At 32.9% G+C, this 13238-nt stretch carries 13 protein-coding genes and 1 pseudogene; 3 read left to right on the forward strand and 11 right to left on the reverse strand.

The genetic code is table 11. The features are described from left to right. Position 1: 1 nt before the first annotated feature. From arsB to ACQY44_RS24855, 8 genes and pseudogenes are all read right to left on the reverse strand, one after another. On the reverse strand, positions 2–1060 hold the full coding sequence (gene arsB / locus ACQY44_RS24820) for an ACR3 family arsenite efflux transporter (RefSeq protein ID WP_428232960.1): 1059 nt from the start codon (positions 1058–1060) through the stop codon (positions 2–4). Between the two features lies 1 nt (position 1061). Continuing rightward, entirely contained in the window at positions 1062–1691 is a 630-nt protein-coding gene (locus ACQY44_RS24825) for a low molecular weight phosphatase family protein (protein WP_428232961.1), read from the reverse strand. 17 nt (positions 1692–1708) lie between these two features. Beyond that, on the reverse strand, positions 1709–2182 hold the full coding sequence (locus ACQY44_RS24830; protein ID WP_428232962.1) for a DUF6428 family protein: 474 nt from the start codon (positions 2180–2182) through the stop codon (positions 1709–1711). Positions 2183–2200: 18 nt separating this feature from the next. After that, entirely contained in the window at positions 2201–2533 is a 333-nt protein-coding gene (locus ACQY44_RS24835) for an ArsR/SmtB family transcription factor (protein WP_428232963.1), read from the reverse strand. 83 nt (positions 2534–2616) lie between these two features. Beyond that, positions 2617–3351 carry a DUF3667 domain-containing protein gene (locus tag ACQY44_RS24840; RefSeq protein ID WP_428232964.1) on the reverse strand — a complete coding sequence of 245 codons (735 nt, stop codon included), beginning with the start codon at positions 3349–3351 and terminating at the stop codon, positions 2617–2619. A 21-nt stretch (positions 3352–3372) separates the two neighbouring features. After that, positions 3373–3750: a DoxX family protein gene (locus tag ACQY44_RS24845; RefSeq protein WP_428232965.1), complete on the reverse strand. Its 378-nt coding sequence runs from the start codon at positions 3748–3750 to the stop codon at positions 3373–3375. A 104-nt stretch (positions 3751–3854) separates the two neighbouring features. Then, the gene (locus tag ACQY44_RS24850; protein WP_428232966.1) at positions 3855–4643 is read right to left on the reverse strand and encodes an anti-sigma factor; all 789 of its coding nucleotides are present in this window, start codon (positions 4641–4643) and stop codon (positions 3855–3857) included. Continuing rightward, positions 4643–5177: pseudogene (locus ACQY44_RS24855) on the reverse strand (RNA polymerase sigma factor). The gene ACQY44_RS24850 and the pseudogene ACQY44_RS24855 overlap by 1 nt, the downstream one beginning before the upstream one ends. Positions 5178–6151: 974 nt before the next feature. Here ACQY44_RS24855 and ACQY44_RS24860 point away from each other — a divergent pair. Beyond that, positions 6152–6739 carry a glutathione peroxidase gene (locus ACQY44_RS24860; protein ID WP_428232967.1) on the forward strand — a complete coding sequence of 196 codons (588 nt, stop codon included), beginning with the start codon at positions 6152–6154 and terminating at the stop codon, positions 6737–6739. A 167-nt stretch (positions 6740–6906) separates the two neighbouring features. Here ACQY44_RS24860 and ACQY44_RS24865 read toward each other — a convergent pair whose 3' ends face one another. Together ACQY44_RS24865 and ACQY44_RS24870 are read right to left on the reverse strand one after the other, a co-directional pair. Further along, positions 6907–7404 (reverse strand): N-acetyltransferase family protein, encoded by a 498-nt coding sequence (locus ACQY44_RS24865; RefSeq protein ID WP_428232968.1) that lies wholly within the window; start codon positions 7402–7404, stop codon positions 6907–6909. Between the two features lie 158 nt (positions 7405–7562). Further along, the gene (locus ACQY44_RS24870; protein WP_428232969.1) at positions 7563–8741 is read right to left on the reverse strand and encodes a thioredoxin family protein; all 1179 of its coding nucleotides are present in this window, start codon (positions 8739–8741) and stop codon (positions 7563–7565) included. A 177-nt stretch (positions 8742–8918) separates the two neighbouring features. Here ACQY44_RS24870 and menD point away from each other — a divergent pair, with 177 nt between their 5' ends. Beyond that, a complete protein-coding gene (gene menD, locus ACQY44_RS24875) occupies positions 8919–10580 on the forward strand; it encodes a 2-succinyl-5-enolpyruvyl-6-hydroxy-3-cyclohexene-1-carboxylic-acid synthase (protein ID WP_428232970.1) in 1662 nt (553 codons plus the stop codon). A gap of 91 nt (positions 10581–10671) precedes the next feature. Here the strand turns inward: menD and ACQY44_RS24880 are convergent, their stop codons facing one another. Continuing rightward, a complete protein-coding gene (locus ACQY44_RS24880) occupies positions 10672–12021 on the reverse strand; it encodes a M28 family metallopeptidase (RefSeq protein WP_428232971.1) in 1350 nt (449 codons plus the stop codon). A 167-nt stretch (positions 12022–12188) separates the two neighbouring features. On the opposite strand from ACQY44_RS24880, the gene ACQY44_RS24885 reads away from it, so the two are divergent. Continuing rightward, on the forward strand, positions 12189–13046 hold the full coding sequence (locus ACQY44_RS24885) for a CvfB family protein (RefSeq protein ID WP_428232972.1): 858 nt from the start codon (positions 12189–12191) through the stop codon (positions 13044–13046). Positions 13047–13238 lie beyond the last annotated feature (192 nt).

A 13238-nucleotide genomic window follows, 5' to 3' on the forward strand; every position in this document is an offset into this window, starting at 1 on the left:
ATCAAAAAAATCTTTTTCTAAACCAAAAAGCCACATTTACCAAAGCTATTAAAGCAGGAACTTCAACCAACGGACCAATTACGCCGGCAAGAGCCTGCCCGCTATTGATACCAAAAACACCTATTGCAACCGCAATGGCCAATTCAAAATTATTGCCTGTCGCGGTAAAAGCAATAGCAGTACTTTTAGAATAATCGGCACCAAAATATTTTCCGGTAAAAAAACTAATGACAAACATCAATCCAAAATAAATCATCAACGGAACCGCAATTCGTACAACATCCATTGGAATCTGAACAATCAGTTTGCCTTTTAAACTAAACATAAGGACAATTGTAAATAATAAAGCAATCAAAGTAAAAGGAGAAATGAAAGAAATATATTTTTGCTGAAACCATTCTTCGCCTTTGAGTTTTATCAAACCATATCTGCTTATAATTCCTAACGCAAACGGTATTCCTAAATAAATACCAACACTTTCAGCAATCTGAATCATGCTAATATCAACCGTAAAACCAGAATATCCAAAATAAGGAGGCAAAAGCGTTATAAAGATATAAGCGTAAACACTATAAAGTAAAACCTGAAAAATACTGTTTAAGGCAATAAGTCCAGCAGCATATTCGCGATTACCATCAGCAAGATCATTCCAGACTACGACCATGGCAATACAACGTGCCAAGCCTATCAAGATCAAACCAATCCTATATTCAGGATAGTCTTTTAAGAATAAAAGCGCCAAAGCAAACATTAAAACAGGGCCAACAATCCAGTTTAAAAAGAGAGAAGCACCTAATATTTTGGTGTTTTTAAAAACTTTTCCAATTTTAATATAATTCACTTTTGCTAATGGTGGATACATCATTAAAATAAGTCCAATTGCTAACGGAATATTAGTCGTTCCGCTAGAGAAGGAGTTGATGAAACTGCCGCCTGACGGAAAAAAATATCCTATAGCAACACCAATTGCCATGGCGAGAAAAATCCAAAGCGTTAAAAAACGATCCAGAAATCCTAATCTTTTTCTATCTGCAGCAGGAGCACAGTGATCTATTGCCATATTATTTTTTTATTTGAGAGAAAACATAAAACATTTCAGTCGCAATTTGAAGACTTCTTTCGTGATATTTTTCTGTTTGTTGTACACTGTCATCAAAAGCTTTTGGATCTTCATAAGTTATGGCAATTCTTTGTTCAGCTCCAGCGATAAAAGGACAACCGCCATCTGCCTGAGAACAGGTCATAATAGCTGCAAATTCATTTTCAGGATTAAAATCATCATCATAAGTTTTAGAAAAACCTATAATTGGAGCTTGATTTCCAGCAAATTTTATAGCATAAACAGGATTATTACCTTTTGATAACTTGGTGATTTTAAAACCAGATTCCGCTAATGTTTCAGCAATTTTAGGATATAAAGCTGTTGCTTCAGTTCCTCCGGAATAACAAAAGACATTCTGAATTCCGTAATGATGCGCAGCTGTTTGCGCCCAAACCTGAGATAAATGGCTTCGTCTGGAATTGTGCGTACAAATTAAATTCAATCTAATTTCCTGATGTTGGTCAGACTTTAACTGAATAAAACCAATAAGAGGCTGGAGGGTTTCTCTACGATCTTTAGAAATTGAAGCAAAATCAAAAGATTGGACTAAAGATTGAATTTTCGGTAATAAAGCATTTTGATTTGACATTTTGTAGGCATTTAAATTTAACAACAGCTTCCGCCCGGAGTACAAGAATTGCCTTCATCTGTACTTAATTGTGTCAGTTTCAATTTTGGTTTTTCTGACGAAATTCCGCATTGATCCTGCGCTAAGCAAGCTGTAGTTTTATTTAAAAGCAAAAAAACTTTTCCATTAAAACCTAAATCGTATTTTCCAATAGTCGTGTTTTGATATTCTACTTCAATTTCAAAATCTTCAATTCCCAAAACTTTTTCGGAAAGTTCTATAATATGAATTAATTTTCGAGGCTTTAAACTGTGTTCATAATCGTTCGCATCCCAAAGTTGAAAATTTACAACGGTTTCTTTACGAACAACTCCGCCACAATCAATAAAATTCTTAGTAACCAAACCCACTTCGGTTACGTGAAAATATTCCGGAACAAAATTTCCGTCAGGTAGTTGAAAATTAACAGCTTCAATAGTAGTCAGTATTTTTTTAATTTCAGACAGTTTCATAATGATTCGATTTAATAATTAACAACATTCGTTTTTTCTTTTTTCTAAATGAAGGTTTATTTGATTGAATAAAACTTTTATTTTTTCAAAACCCGCTTCGTTAATACAATAACAAATGGCATTTCCTTCAATATTTCCTTTTATCAAACCAGCATTTTTAAGCTCTTTTAAATGCTGGGAAACCGTTGGTTGAGATAAAGGAAGTTCGTTTACGATATCGCCACAAATACATGTATTGACTTTCAATAGATACTGAATAATAGCAATTCGTGCAGGATGCCCTAAAGCTTTAGTTAAAATAGCCAATTCGTTTTGGTTATCTGTAAAGTAATCTGTTTTTGTAGCTCCCATTGGTTTATTTTAATATTGCAATATTACGATATGTTATTTTATAAAAAAAGAAACCATTTCATTATTTTCGTTTTTTTTTAAATTTACTCAAAAAGTTTTCCTGTACATAAAAGTACAATTGCCATTACTATTAAAAAACAAATTAAAAAAATGAGATGACTTAATACAGACAACAAGAATGCTTTAGTTTTCGATATTTTATCAAAAAACTGAATGTTAGTCCAAAATGTTAATGCGATATCAACCGCATAAATAAAAGAGGTAACTTTTTGAATTTCAATCATTCCGTTATAATAGATCAGTAATGGAAATAATAAAAGATGAGAAAAAAGCTTTTGAGAAGCCTTGAAAGTGTTCAGAACGAAATATTCGACAAAATTATAACCCTGTTTTTTAAAACAAATAAAAGTACCGATAGTAAACAAAGGAATTGTCGCAATTGTTATCCAGGAAAAATGAGTCGAAATCCATTCGTTAAATTCAGGATAATTTAAACTATCTTCTGATGTAGCGGGAAGTAAATTGATCTTAAAATAATGATATAAAACTCCATAAAGAGTAGCTAAAACAACGACTAATGATAACGGTTTAAAATGTTTAACACGTTTGCCCTCTATAAATTCCCGAATAGAATTTCCCGGTCTGGTAAATAATTGTTTAAAAGAATACAGAATCCCTTTGTCAAAATGCAATAGTCCGTGCTGAATATCGTGCCATAAAAAATGCCAGTTTATCTTGTGCGTTTCAGCAGACTGTCCGCAATTATTACAATAATGTCCTTTGTAAGTGTGATGACAATTTTTACAGACTATTTCCATTTGAGTTATGTTTATTCTGTTTTATTTTTTTACAAATCCATCAGGATACATAATCGCCAATAAAACAATAATTAATAAAAAATTATATTCCACACCATTTCTTCCGCCTCCAACAACAAACCATCCATCCTGAAAATGAACCAGAATAATACCCATTATCAAAACAAAAATGGTTACAAAACCAGCCAGCTTAATATATTTGTTTAAGATTAAAAGTACAGCAGCCACTACATGTGACAATTTAATTGACCAGGCTATAAAAACCCCAAAAGGAGCAAACCCAATCTGGTTTAAATATAAATTCCCAAAATCATTAATTCCATTATTGAATATTCCGGAAACAGAATGAGTGAGGAGAATAAGAGCAACTGCAAATCGCAAAAGTAAAGTTCCGTTCATATTTTAATTTGTTTAGATGGTGTGTTTATTAGAATTAAAAATAATAAAAAAACGCGTATCAAAATAAATGAATACGCGTTGTAAATTTTATAATTAGCTTATACTTAAACTTTTCCTAAGGTATACAATTGCTCCATTGTAGGCGTTAAACTTCCTCCTGCAGGTTCCAGTGTAATTCCAAAAGCTTCTGCAGAATCTGTTTGACTTACAGCAAAAATCTTTTGGCTGTTCTGATCAAAATCATTCAGTAAACCAATGCTTGTAGGAGTAAGGACAGGACTTAATTTTAAAGCCCAAACCTGATACACCATACCTTTTGGTGGTTTTGGTAAACCTGCCGCATCGATATAAGTGGTTTTAGTGTCTTTATTCCAATATACTTTTGCAAATGAAGCAGGAGAAACCGCCTGACCGCCAAGTGTTACACCGGTATTTTTAATATCCCTGACAATCGTTAAATTTTTCTGCGTTTCTTTGTTTTGTTGGTCTAAAAAAGCATAATCTCTCTGGATTTTATTTTTCTCAGTGCCAACAGTAGCAATAGTTTCTTTTGTTTTGGTAAGTTCTAAAGTTTGATACCCAAGACCCAAAAGCAATAGTACAGCCGCTGCCCAGCCCACATATTGTGACCAGTTTGAAGCAGGTTTCATATCGACTACTTTACCATGTTTCAGTTCTAAACGGGCCTTTATCTTTTCAAAATTTGCTACCGAGTGAAAAGGCGAAAAACTGGATGACAAGGCCACAATAGCTTTTTCTATCGAAATAATTTCCTGATCAACTTCCGGATTCTTTTTAGCCAATTCGGCTATTTCCAGATTCTCAGTTTCGGTCAATAAACCATAAACATAAAGTTCCAGAATTCCTGATTCTATATATTCTTGTGCTTCCATTATATTTTTAGATAATTTCTTAGATCGTTAATACAGTTTCTGTTTTGCGTTTTGATAGTCCCCAATGGGAATGGCCAATTCTTCTGGAAGCTTCTTGCTGGGTATATCCTTTAAAAAATAATAAATCAATAATCTCAATACATTTTGGTTTCAATTTCTTTACAAATTCCTGAATTCCAATGGTATCAATTCTATTAACGAGTTTATTACTGTCGTCTAACAGATTTACGAAATTATCTGAAGAAAGGTTTTTTTGACTGTTATTAAAATTTTTCGATCTCAACTTATCAATCGATGTATTCCTAGCAATATCTAAGGATCCACGTATAAAAACGACCTTTACTTTCATTATATGAATCTATATTTTTCCAGATTTTGACAAAAACTTCCTGCAAAACATCTTCCGCTTCTTCCCTGTTTTTTATAAGAACATTTATAACCGAAAATAAACTTTTTGAATACATATCATATAAATGGGTAAAAGCTCTTTCGTCTTTCTTGTAAATTAAAAACTAACAATTCATCTTGACTCATAGATTTGGATTTTAAGCTTAAACAAAATTTTAGTATACTTTTTTATACTTTGAGATAAAGATAATTTATTTTTTTGTGAAAAACCTAAATTTTTTAACAGGCTTAAACCTAGTAAAACAGGGCGTTTAAAAAAAAGATTACTTTTTTTTTCATTTTTTTAAAACCAAAAGCAATCCAATTACGTAAATGCTATTATAACATTAAAAGATAATTCTGTAAAATAGCAGTACGAAAGAAAAGAGCTTCAAATTAAAGATTTATAGTTTTTTTGAAAATTGTAACAGGAGACAAAGTTTAACATTTGACAGATTGTAAATTGTAAATTAAATCTCAGTAAATAAAAAAGAAATATCATGATTACCGTATATAATTTGAAAATATTGATTGTTGGTTTAACGACAGTTTTAGCTTTAGCACATTTTTGCAACAGTGATTTCAGCAAGGTATTAATGATCATCAGGATTTGAATTTGAATGCCAATATTTGAAACAAACAGAAATTATGAGGGTCTTAAAAATATTCTTGTTATTGAGCTTTACCAGTATTTTTTATCACTGTTTGAAAATAAGATTTAAAAAGAAAAAGGATCTGACTTACATTTAAATACAGAATAGTTGATGTCCCCGGACTTCCAACCCGAAAATTTAAGTAGTAATTTAAAATACCAAGTTAATCTCAAATATAAGAATTAGTAAATTTTATGATGTAAACGCCAATAAGCAATAGAAGAAATGGAAGGTATTTGAGATTCTAAATATAATTTTCACTATAACCGGGGCATTAACTATAATTTAGTAAAAAACAGAAAATAACATTACAATTAATTCATGGTTTGATTTGTTTGTATGGGGGGAAGCCTAGCGTCTGATTAACGCTAGGCTTCAATTTTTTATTTAACTTATGTTTAATAAAAATAAAGAGGCTAAAGCATTTAACGAAAACAGTTTTTAACTAATTTTATAAAAAATTAAACGATGAAAAAAATAGCATTAATAGCTTGTAGTGTAGTTTTATTAATAAGCTCACAAGTTCAGGCTCAAACGAGTAAAAATAAATTATCTAAAACGGATAAAGTCATGGCAAAAGAAAACATTTACCAATTTAAAGTTCAGGATTTATCTGGAGACACCTTTGATTTTGCTTCTCTAAAAGGTAAAAAAGTAATGATTGTAAACACTGCTTCAAAATGCGGATTAACACCTCAGTACAAAGATCTTGAAGCGATCTACAAAGAGTATAAAGATAAAGGGTTTGTAATTGTAGGTTTCCCGGCTAATAACTTTGCCTCTCAGGAACCTGGAACAAACAAAGAAATCGAAACGTTTTGCCAACAAAATTACGGGGTAACTTTTCCAATGATGGATAAAGTTTCTGTAAAAGGGGATGATATGTGTGAAGTATATAAATTCTTAACGCAAAAATCTAAAAATGGTTTACAGGATTCTGAAGTTGAATGGAATTTTCAAAAATACCTGATCAACGAAAAAGGTGAATTGGTTAAAGTAATTAAACCAAGAACATTACCAACAGATCCTGAAGTGATCAACTGGATAAAAAGTTAATTAATAACTATCTCAACCCAAAAATCCACAAATCTGAATTAATTCAGGTTTGTGGATTTTTTTTTATAGGTCATTCTTAGTTCTTTGCTGTAAATTAAAAAAAAAACTTTTTTGCTTTCTGTTAGCGACCTTTTCGTAAACCTTTGCGCTCTTTGTGGTTAAAAAATCTACTTCAATATCAATTGCATGAAAACCAAATCCAGCCAATGATCAAATTTATAACCCACCTCACGAATAGTTCCGGTTGCAACAAATCCAAATTTTTCATGAAAAGCGATACTCCCGGAGTTATCAGCATCAATAGCACCAATCATTACATGATAACCTTGTTCTTTTGCCAGACGAATTAGTTCGAGTAATAATTGAGATCCAATGCCTTTGCCTATTATGTTGTCAATAACATAAACAGAGTGCTCCACTGTATATTGATATCCAATTTTTTCCCTGAATTGTCCGTAACTCCCAAAGCCAACCACTTCACCATCTAACTCAGCAACAACAATGGGTAGGTTTTTAGCAGTTTTGTCTTCAAACCATTTTGTCTGAATATCTATAGTTTGAATATCATAATTATAATTTGCAGTGGTGTGCAAAATAGAATGGTTGACAATTTCAAGAATTTTCTCTAAATCATTGGTTGTGGCTGATCTAAGTATTACGTCCATGTTTTTTGTTGGTAGTTTTTGCTATGATTGGCAAATTAGTTTATATAATTAATTCGTGCTTGTTTTTGTTTATTTCTCTGAATTTTATTTTAAAGCATGTATAGAGTCTTCAGGAGAAGCTCGCTTTAAATTTGAAATTTAATTATTGGAGTTAAAAGCTATTTAGTCCCTAATTCCGCTAACAAAGCATCTACATCTTTGGTACTCCAGGTCATTTCGGTACAAATTACTTTGGCATCCCTGGCATATTGTATAGCTGATTTTTTATCCTTTATCTTATTATATAGTCTTGCCAGAAGGAGATTTCCATCATAAGAATCATTCAGTTCTAATGAACGTTTAACCCAGCCTATCGATTTTTTTAAACTTTCAGTATCTGTAATATGTTTCAGGTAAGTCTGGCCGATATCTTTAAGGAAACTGGCATCATTCCAAGCTAGCTTCTCCGTATCCGCAAGTGTTACTTTTTTATAATTTTGCCATTTCTCAGTTCTTTCCGCAAGCGTCAAATCCAATTTAAAAACGATAGAATCTGTTTTCTGCAATCGTATCGATTTTACAATTTCCCTTTGTTTATAATAATTTATCGTATCTAAATTATCGACATACGGACGAAGCGATTCATTAACAATACTTTCTATCTTGCGGTCAATACGACTCTGGGATGCTACCGCAGCAAAATCCTTCTGATGCTTTAAAACATATTGAAATTCTCTTGAATTAATATCAGTTACACCATTTGCAATCACACGCCAGTTCAATTCGCTAACCAATTGTGTGTCAGATTGTGTATTAAGATAAATATGCGTAGGAATTGACAAGTCTGTTCTGTCTTTTCCTTTTTTCAATGTATTCAAATACGCAAAAAATTTAGTTGAATTGCCTGGGTCAGCAAGGAATTCTTTTTCTAAATAAGGCAATTGCATCCCGGGATTCAAGGCATAATTGGCCTCGGTCATAAAATCTGCCTTTTTCGATTCTCCTTTTAAAGCATATAAAAGAGTTTCATTATTGGGATCTATAAATAAAAAAGTAGGCAATGATTTAGTATTGTATTGGTCTTTAAGGGCAATTCCTTCTTCTTTTTCGACGTTTTTCCAGGCACAAACATAATTTTTATTTAAAAAATCCATCACTGCAGGATCACTGAAAACTTCTTTCTTCATTTGATTGCAATGAGGGCACCAATCTGCATAAAGCATGACAAAAAGAGGTTTTCCTTGTTTTTTTGCATTTTCTAAAGCTGTTTTATAAGGTGTGTCGTCCGGTACAAACTTATTTTGGGAAGTAACGGTTTGCAAGAAAAAACAAAGAAAGAATATAGAGAAGAAACGCATAAAGAGTTTGTTTTTTATTAAAAAATCTGTTTTACAAATATATTCCCTTTTTCTAAAAATACCCCTTAATATCTTCCTATTTATAAGTTAAATCCAGTACTAAGTTTGTAACTTTGTGTTATCAAAAAGAAATCGCGAACTTTAGATTTCTTTAAAAAAAAGTAATACACCATAATAATGATTTACCCCAAAATAGCGCTTGCTCAAAGCATTATAGAAATTTGTTCAGCAAAAGGAATCACCAATATCATAATTTCTCCCGGATCAAGAAACGCCCCTTTAACTATTGGATTTGCACAAAATACTGATTTTAAATGTTACAGCATTGCAGATGAGCGTTGCGCTGCTTTTTTTGCGTTAGGAATTGCACAACAAACTAAACTACCAACTGCAGTTGTTTGTACATCAGGATCAGCCTTATTAAATTATTATCCGGCTGTAGCCGAAGCATTTTACAGTCAGATCCCATTAATCGTAATTTCGGCAGATCGTCCGCAAAGCAAGATCGATATTGGCGACGGACAAACGATTCGCCAGGAAAATGTTTTTCAGAACCATTCTGTTTTCAATGCCAATTTATCGGAAGAGGCTTCTGTAGAAAATGATATAAAAATCAATAAAGCAATCGAAACCGCAATGCTTCAAAAAGGGCCCGTTCATATCAATGCCCCCTTCGAAGAACCTTTATATGAAACCGTTGACACACTTTCAGTTCAATCAAAAATTACCCATTCCGAAGACACTATAGGAACAAAAATCATCGAAAACATAGAAGATGTTGTTTCAGTCTGGAATGCCGCTAAGAGCAAATTAATTCTTGTAGGTGTTAATGAAGCGAACAGTATTGATCAGGATATAATAGAAAATTTCGCAAAAGACGAATCTATTGTGGTACTGACAGAAACAACTTCGAATTTACATCATTCAGGTTTTATTAATAGTATTGATACTTTAATTACGGCTTTTGATGATGCTGAATTTAAAGCTCTTCAACCGGAAATTTTAGTCACTTTTGGAGGAATGATTGTTTCGAAACGTGTCAAGGCATTTTTAAGAAAATACCAGCCCAAAGAGCATTGGCACATTGATACTTTACGTGCTTATGATACTTTTGGTGCTTTAACGCAGCATTTCATCATGCAACCGAATGATTTTTTTAAGGCTTTATTGCCTAAAGCTACTTTTACAGAAAGCAATTATTTTTCTAAAATTGATGCGATTTACGATTTACGGAAAAATAAAAGACAGGAATATTTAGAGAAAATTCCATTTTCAGATTTTAAAGTTTTTGAAAAAGTAATCGAAAGTTTGCCTAAAAACAGCCAACTTCAAATCAGTAATAGCTCTGCCATTCGCTATGCACAATTAATTGATACTGACCCTTCGATAGAAGTTTTCTGTAACAGAGGAACCAGCGGAATTGACGGTAGTACCTCTACAGCAATTGGCGCTGCAGTAGGAAGCGGAAAGCAAACCGTTTTCATTACAGGTGATATTGGATTTTTATACGACAGTAACGCATTATGGAATGCCTATATCCCTAAAAATTTCAAAATTATTTTAATTAATAATGGAGGAGGGGGAATCTTTAGAATTTTACCAGGGCATGAGGAGAAACCGGTTTTTAATACGTATTTTGAAACGTCACACGACTTAACAGCAGAACATCTGGCAAAAATGTACACCTTGAATTATTTTACTGCAAAAGATGAAGAATCTTTAAGCAGAAGTATTAGAGCTCTTTATCAGGACAATGAAGCCGGGGGAATTCTTGAAGTTTTCACTCCCACTTTTGAGAACGACGTCATTCTGAAACAATATTTTAAAGAGTTAGTTTAATACTCAGGGAAAATATAAAGTTCATAAAATAACCAAGAGAATTAAAATGCAAAAAGCGCCTAATTGGCGCTTTTTGTATGTTGTATTTTCGTTAACGAATTGGAACCGGAAAAACCGGTAAACTCGCATGTCCTAAAGCATCTACGGTTTGTATTGCAAAAAAGTAATTGTCTTTGGAATACGGTATTTCTGCTTTCGTATCCTTTACAAAAAATGTTTTTTCCCAATGCGAAGAAGACGTTTCTCTCATTAGAATTTGATATCCGTATTGTTCTTTTTCTTCAGGAGCAGTCCAGGAAAAAGAAGAAGAGTTAGAAAGGTTTTTAACTTCAATACCCACATTTACAGGTGCTTTTGGTGACGATGCTAAGTTGGCAAGAGTAGCTAAATTAGCACAGGTATTTTTTCTTAAATAGTCGAAATCCATAAATTCGATCAAATCGCCGTATTTAATACCATTCTCTGTTCTTAAATCCTGATGCTGATGATCAAAATTTTCATTCATCTCACAAAAACGGACCGCTGTAAAACCATTTTGACTGAACGGCGTATGGTCTCCACCGCGTAAAAAACGATCGTTTCTATATACTAATTTCACACTCAGTTGATCTACATATTGCTCGGTAACGGTTTTGATATAACGCGCCAATAATCTTGACGGACTGTCATTGTCACGATTAGTTGCTTTACGCATCTTAGCTTCATCTTCAGTTTCTAAAAACGGAATGGCCTCACTAAAAATTCTAATTTGCGTGTTATCTCTTAAATTGGTTCCGCTAGACAAGCTATTGCCAATCATATCATTATTCAGCATTGCGATGATATTCCAGTTTGCTGCTTTTGCTGTTTCGGCAAGATGACGAGCACCAATAAGTCCTTGTTCCTCACCAACCACAGCAACAAAAATAATAGTTGCAGGAAATGATCTTTTGCTCATTACTTTCGCTAATTCTATAACGGCAGCCACACCGGATCCGTCATCATTGGCACCCGGCGCATCCGATTTTACATTCATAACATCAGAAACTCTCGAATCAAGATGTCCGCTTATAATAAGAACGCGATTATCTGTAGGATCAGTTCCTTTTAAAGTAGCCATTACATTTCCAAGTTCACTGTCTTTTAAAACTCGCTTTCCATCCGCTTTAGCGGTAAAATAATCAATTGTAGAAGTCAGTCTTCCGTTAGATTCTAAAGCATATTTGTCAAATTCAGATTTCACCCATTGTTGCGCAGCACCAATTCCTTTGGTTTTGCTTTTGGTATCGCTTAGAGTGTGCCTTGTGCCAAAAGAAACCAATTTACGAACAGTCGCTTCGAGATTTTCGGCTTTGATTTCAGTAATCATTTTTTTTATTTCCGGATCTTCAACAACTTGAGAAATGGCAATTTGGGTAAAAAACAGAAAGGTAAAAACGGAATAAAAAACGGTTTTTTTCATTGATTTGGGATTAATTTTAGATTCCCAAATTTAATTAAAAAAAAGACAAACCACTAAAAAGATATTTCCTCTGTTTTATCTAAAACATTTTTCACCGTACCATTTTCAAACTTCGTACATTTGCACTTTAAAAACTCAGCTACTTTTTAGCTTAGAATCTCAAGAATATGATTGAAATAGGAAAATACAACACCCTTACTATATTACGTGATACCAAAGTTGGTTTATTTTTAGGAAATCCTCAAGAAGATCCGGAAGGAATTCACGATATTTTGTTACCCAATAAATACGTTCCAAACGAATTTGAAATAGGCGAAGAACTAATCGTCTTTGTTTATCTGGACCATGAGCAACGCCCGGTTGCCACCACACTTGAACCTTACATTTTATTGAATGAATTTGCTCTCTTAAGAGTCAACTATACGAATCAGGTAGGAGCTTTTATGGATTGGGGAATGGAAAAAGACATTCTGGTTCCGTTTAAAGAACAAGCTCGTCCGATGGAAAAAGGGAAACGTTACTTAGTTTACCTTTATATGGATGAAAAAACCAATCGTTTGGTAGCTTCAAGCAAATTGAATCAATTTTTAAGCAATGAAAACCTAACGGTTGAAAAAGGAGAAGAAGTTGACTTGATCGTTTCGCATATTACTGAATTAGGAATCAATGTCATCATCAATGAGCAGCACAAAGGATTGTTGTACAAAGACGAAGTGTATGATGACGCGATTAGAACCGGAGACAGAATGATAGGATTTATAAAAAATATTCGTCCTGATAATAAAATAGATGTTGCCTTACAAGTGCAAGGCTATCAGAGTATTGAGCCAAATGCAGAGAAAATACTAGATGAATTAAGAGCCAATCGTGGTTTTTTACGCCTAAACGATGCTTCGCATCCGGAAGATATTAAAACAGTTCTGAAAATGAGTAAAAAGACTTTTAAGAAAGCAATTGGCGCTTTGTATAAAGATAAACTGATAGAGATCAAGGACGACGGGATTTATCTTGTAAAGGAAAATTAAAATCTCAAAAATTTTAAACTCCAAAGTCCAATATCAAACGTATACATTGGAATTTGGATTTTTCTTAATCGAAATTTAAGAGTAAAGTATTAGAATTTATTCTATAATAACAGAAAAGGCTACCCATCACGAGTAGCCTTTCCCTTTTTATTCTAGTTTTAAAAAAAATTGTAATTAAAAAAAAACAGAAAT

It is taken from the genome of Flavobacterium sp., from assembly GCF_965277525.1.
GTDB lineage: Bacteria > Bacteroidota > Bacteroidia > Flavobacteriales > Flavobacteriaceae > Flavobacterium.

Excerpts from the sequence above, each read along its gene's own strand:
- ACQY44_RS24840 (WP_428232964.1), bottom strand. The coding sequence starts at position 3,351 with ATGGAAATAGTCTGTAAAAATTGTCATCACACTTACAAAGGACATTAT.
- ACQY44_RS24865 (WP_428232968.1), bottom strand. The coding sequence starts at position 7,404 with ATGGACGTAATACTTAGATCAGCCACAACCAATGATTTAGAGAAAATT.
- ACQY44_RS24845 (WP_428232965.1), bottom strand. The coding sequence starts at position 3,750 with ATGAACGGAACTTTACTTTTGCGATTTGCAGTTGCTCTTATTCTCCTC.
- ACQY44_RS24885 (WP_428232972.1), top strand. The coding sequence starts at position 12,189 with ATGATTGAAATAGGAAAATACAACACCCTTACTATATTACGTGATACC.
- ACQY44_RS24870 (WP_428232969.1), bottom strand. The coding sequence starts at position 8,741 with ATGCGTTTCTTCTCTATATTCTTTCTTTGTTTTTTCTTGCAAACCGTT.
- ACQY44_RS24880 (WP_428232971.1), bottom strand. The coding sequence starts at position 12,021 with ATGAAAAAAACCGTTTTTTATTCCGTTTTTACCTTTCTGTTTTTTACC.
- ACQY44_RS24860 (WP_428232967.1), top strand. The coding sequence starts at position 6,152 with ATGAAAAAAATAGCATTAATAGCTTGTAGTGTAGTTTTATTAATAAGC.
- ACQY44_RS24850 (WP_428232966.1), bottom strand. The coding sequence starts at position 4,643 with ATGGAAGCACAAGAATATATAGAATCAGGAATTCTGGAACTTTATGTT.
- ACQY44_RS24830 (WP_428232962.1), bottom strand. The coding sequence starts at position 2,182 with ATGAAACTGTCTGAAATTAAAAAAATACTGACTACTATTGAAGCTGTT.
- arsB (WP_428232960.1), bottom strand. The coding sequence starts at position 1,060 with ATGGCAATAGATCACTGTGCTCCTGCTGCAGATAGAAAAAGATTAGGA.
- ACQY44_RS24825 (WP_428232961.1), bottom strand. The coding sequence starts at position 1,691 with ATGTCAAATCAAAATGCTTTATTACCGAAAATTCAATCTTTAGTCCAA.
- menD (WP_428232970.1), top strand. The coding sequence starts at position 8,919 with ATGATTTACCCCAAAATAGCGCTTGCTCAAAGCATTATAGAAATTTGT.
- ACQY44_RS24835 (WP_428232963.1), bottom strand. The coding sequence starts at position 2,533 with ATGGGAGCTACAAAAACAGATTACTTTACAGATAACCAAAACGAATTG.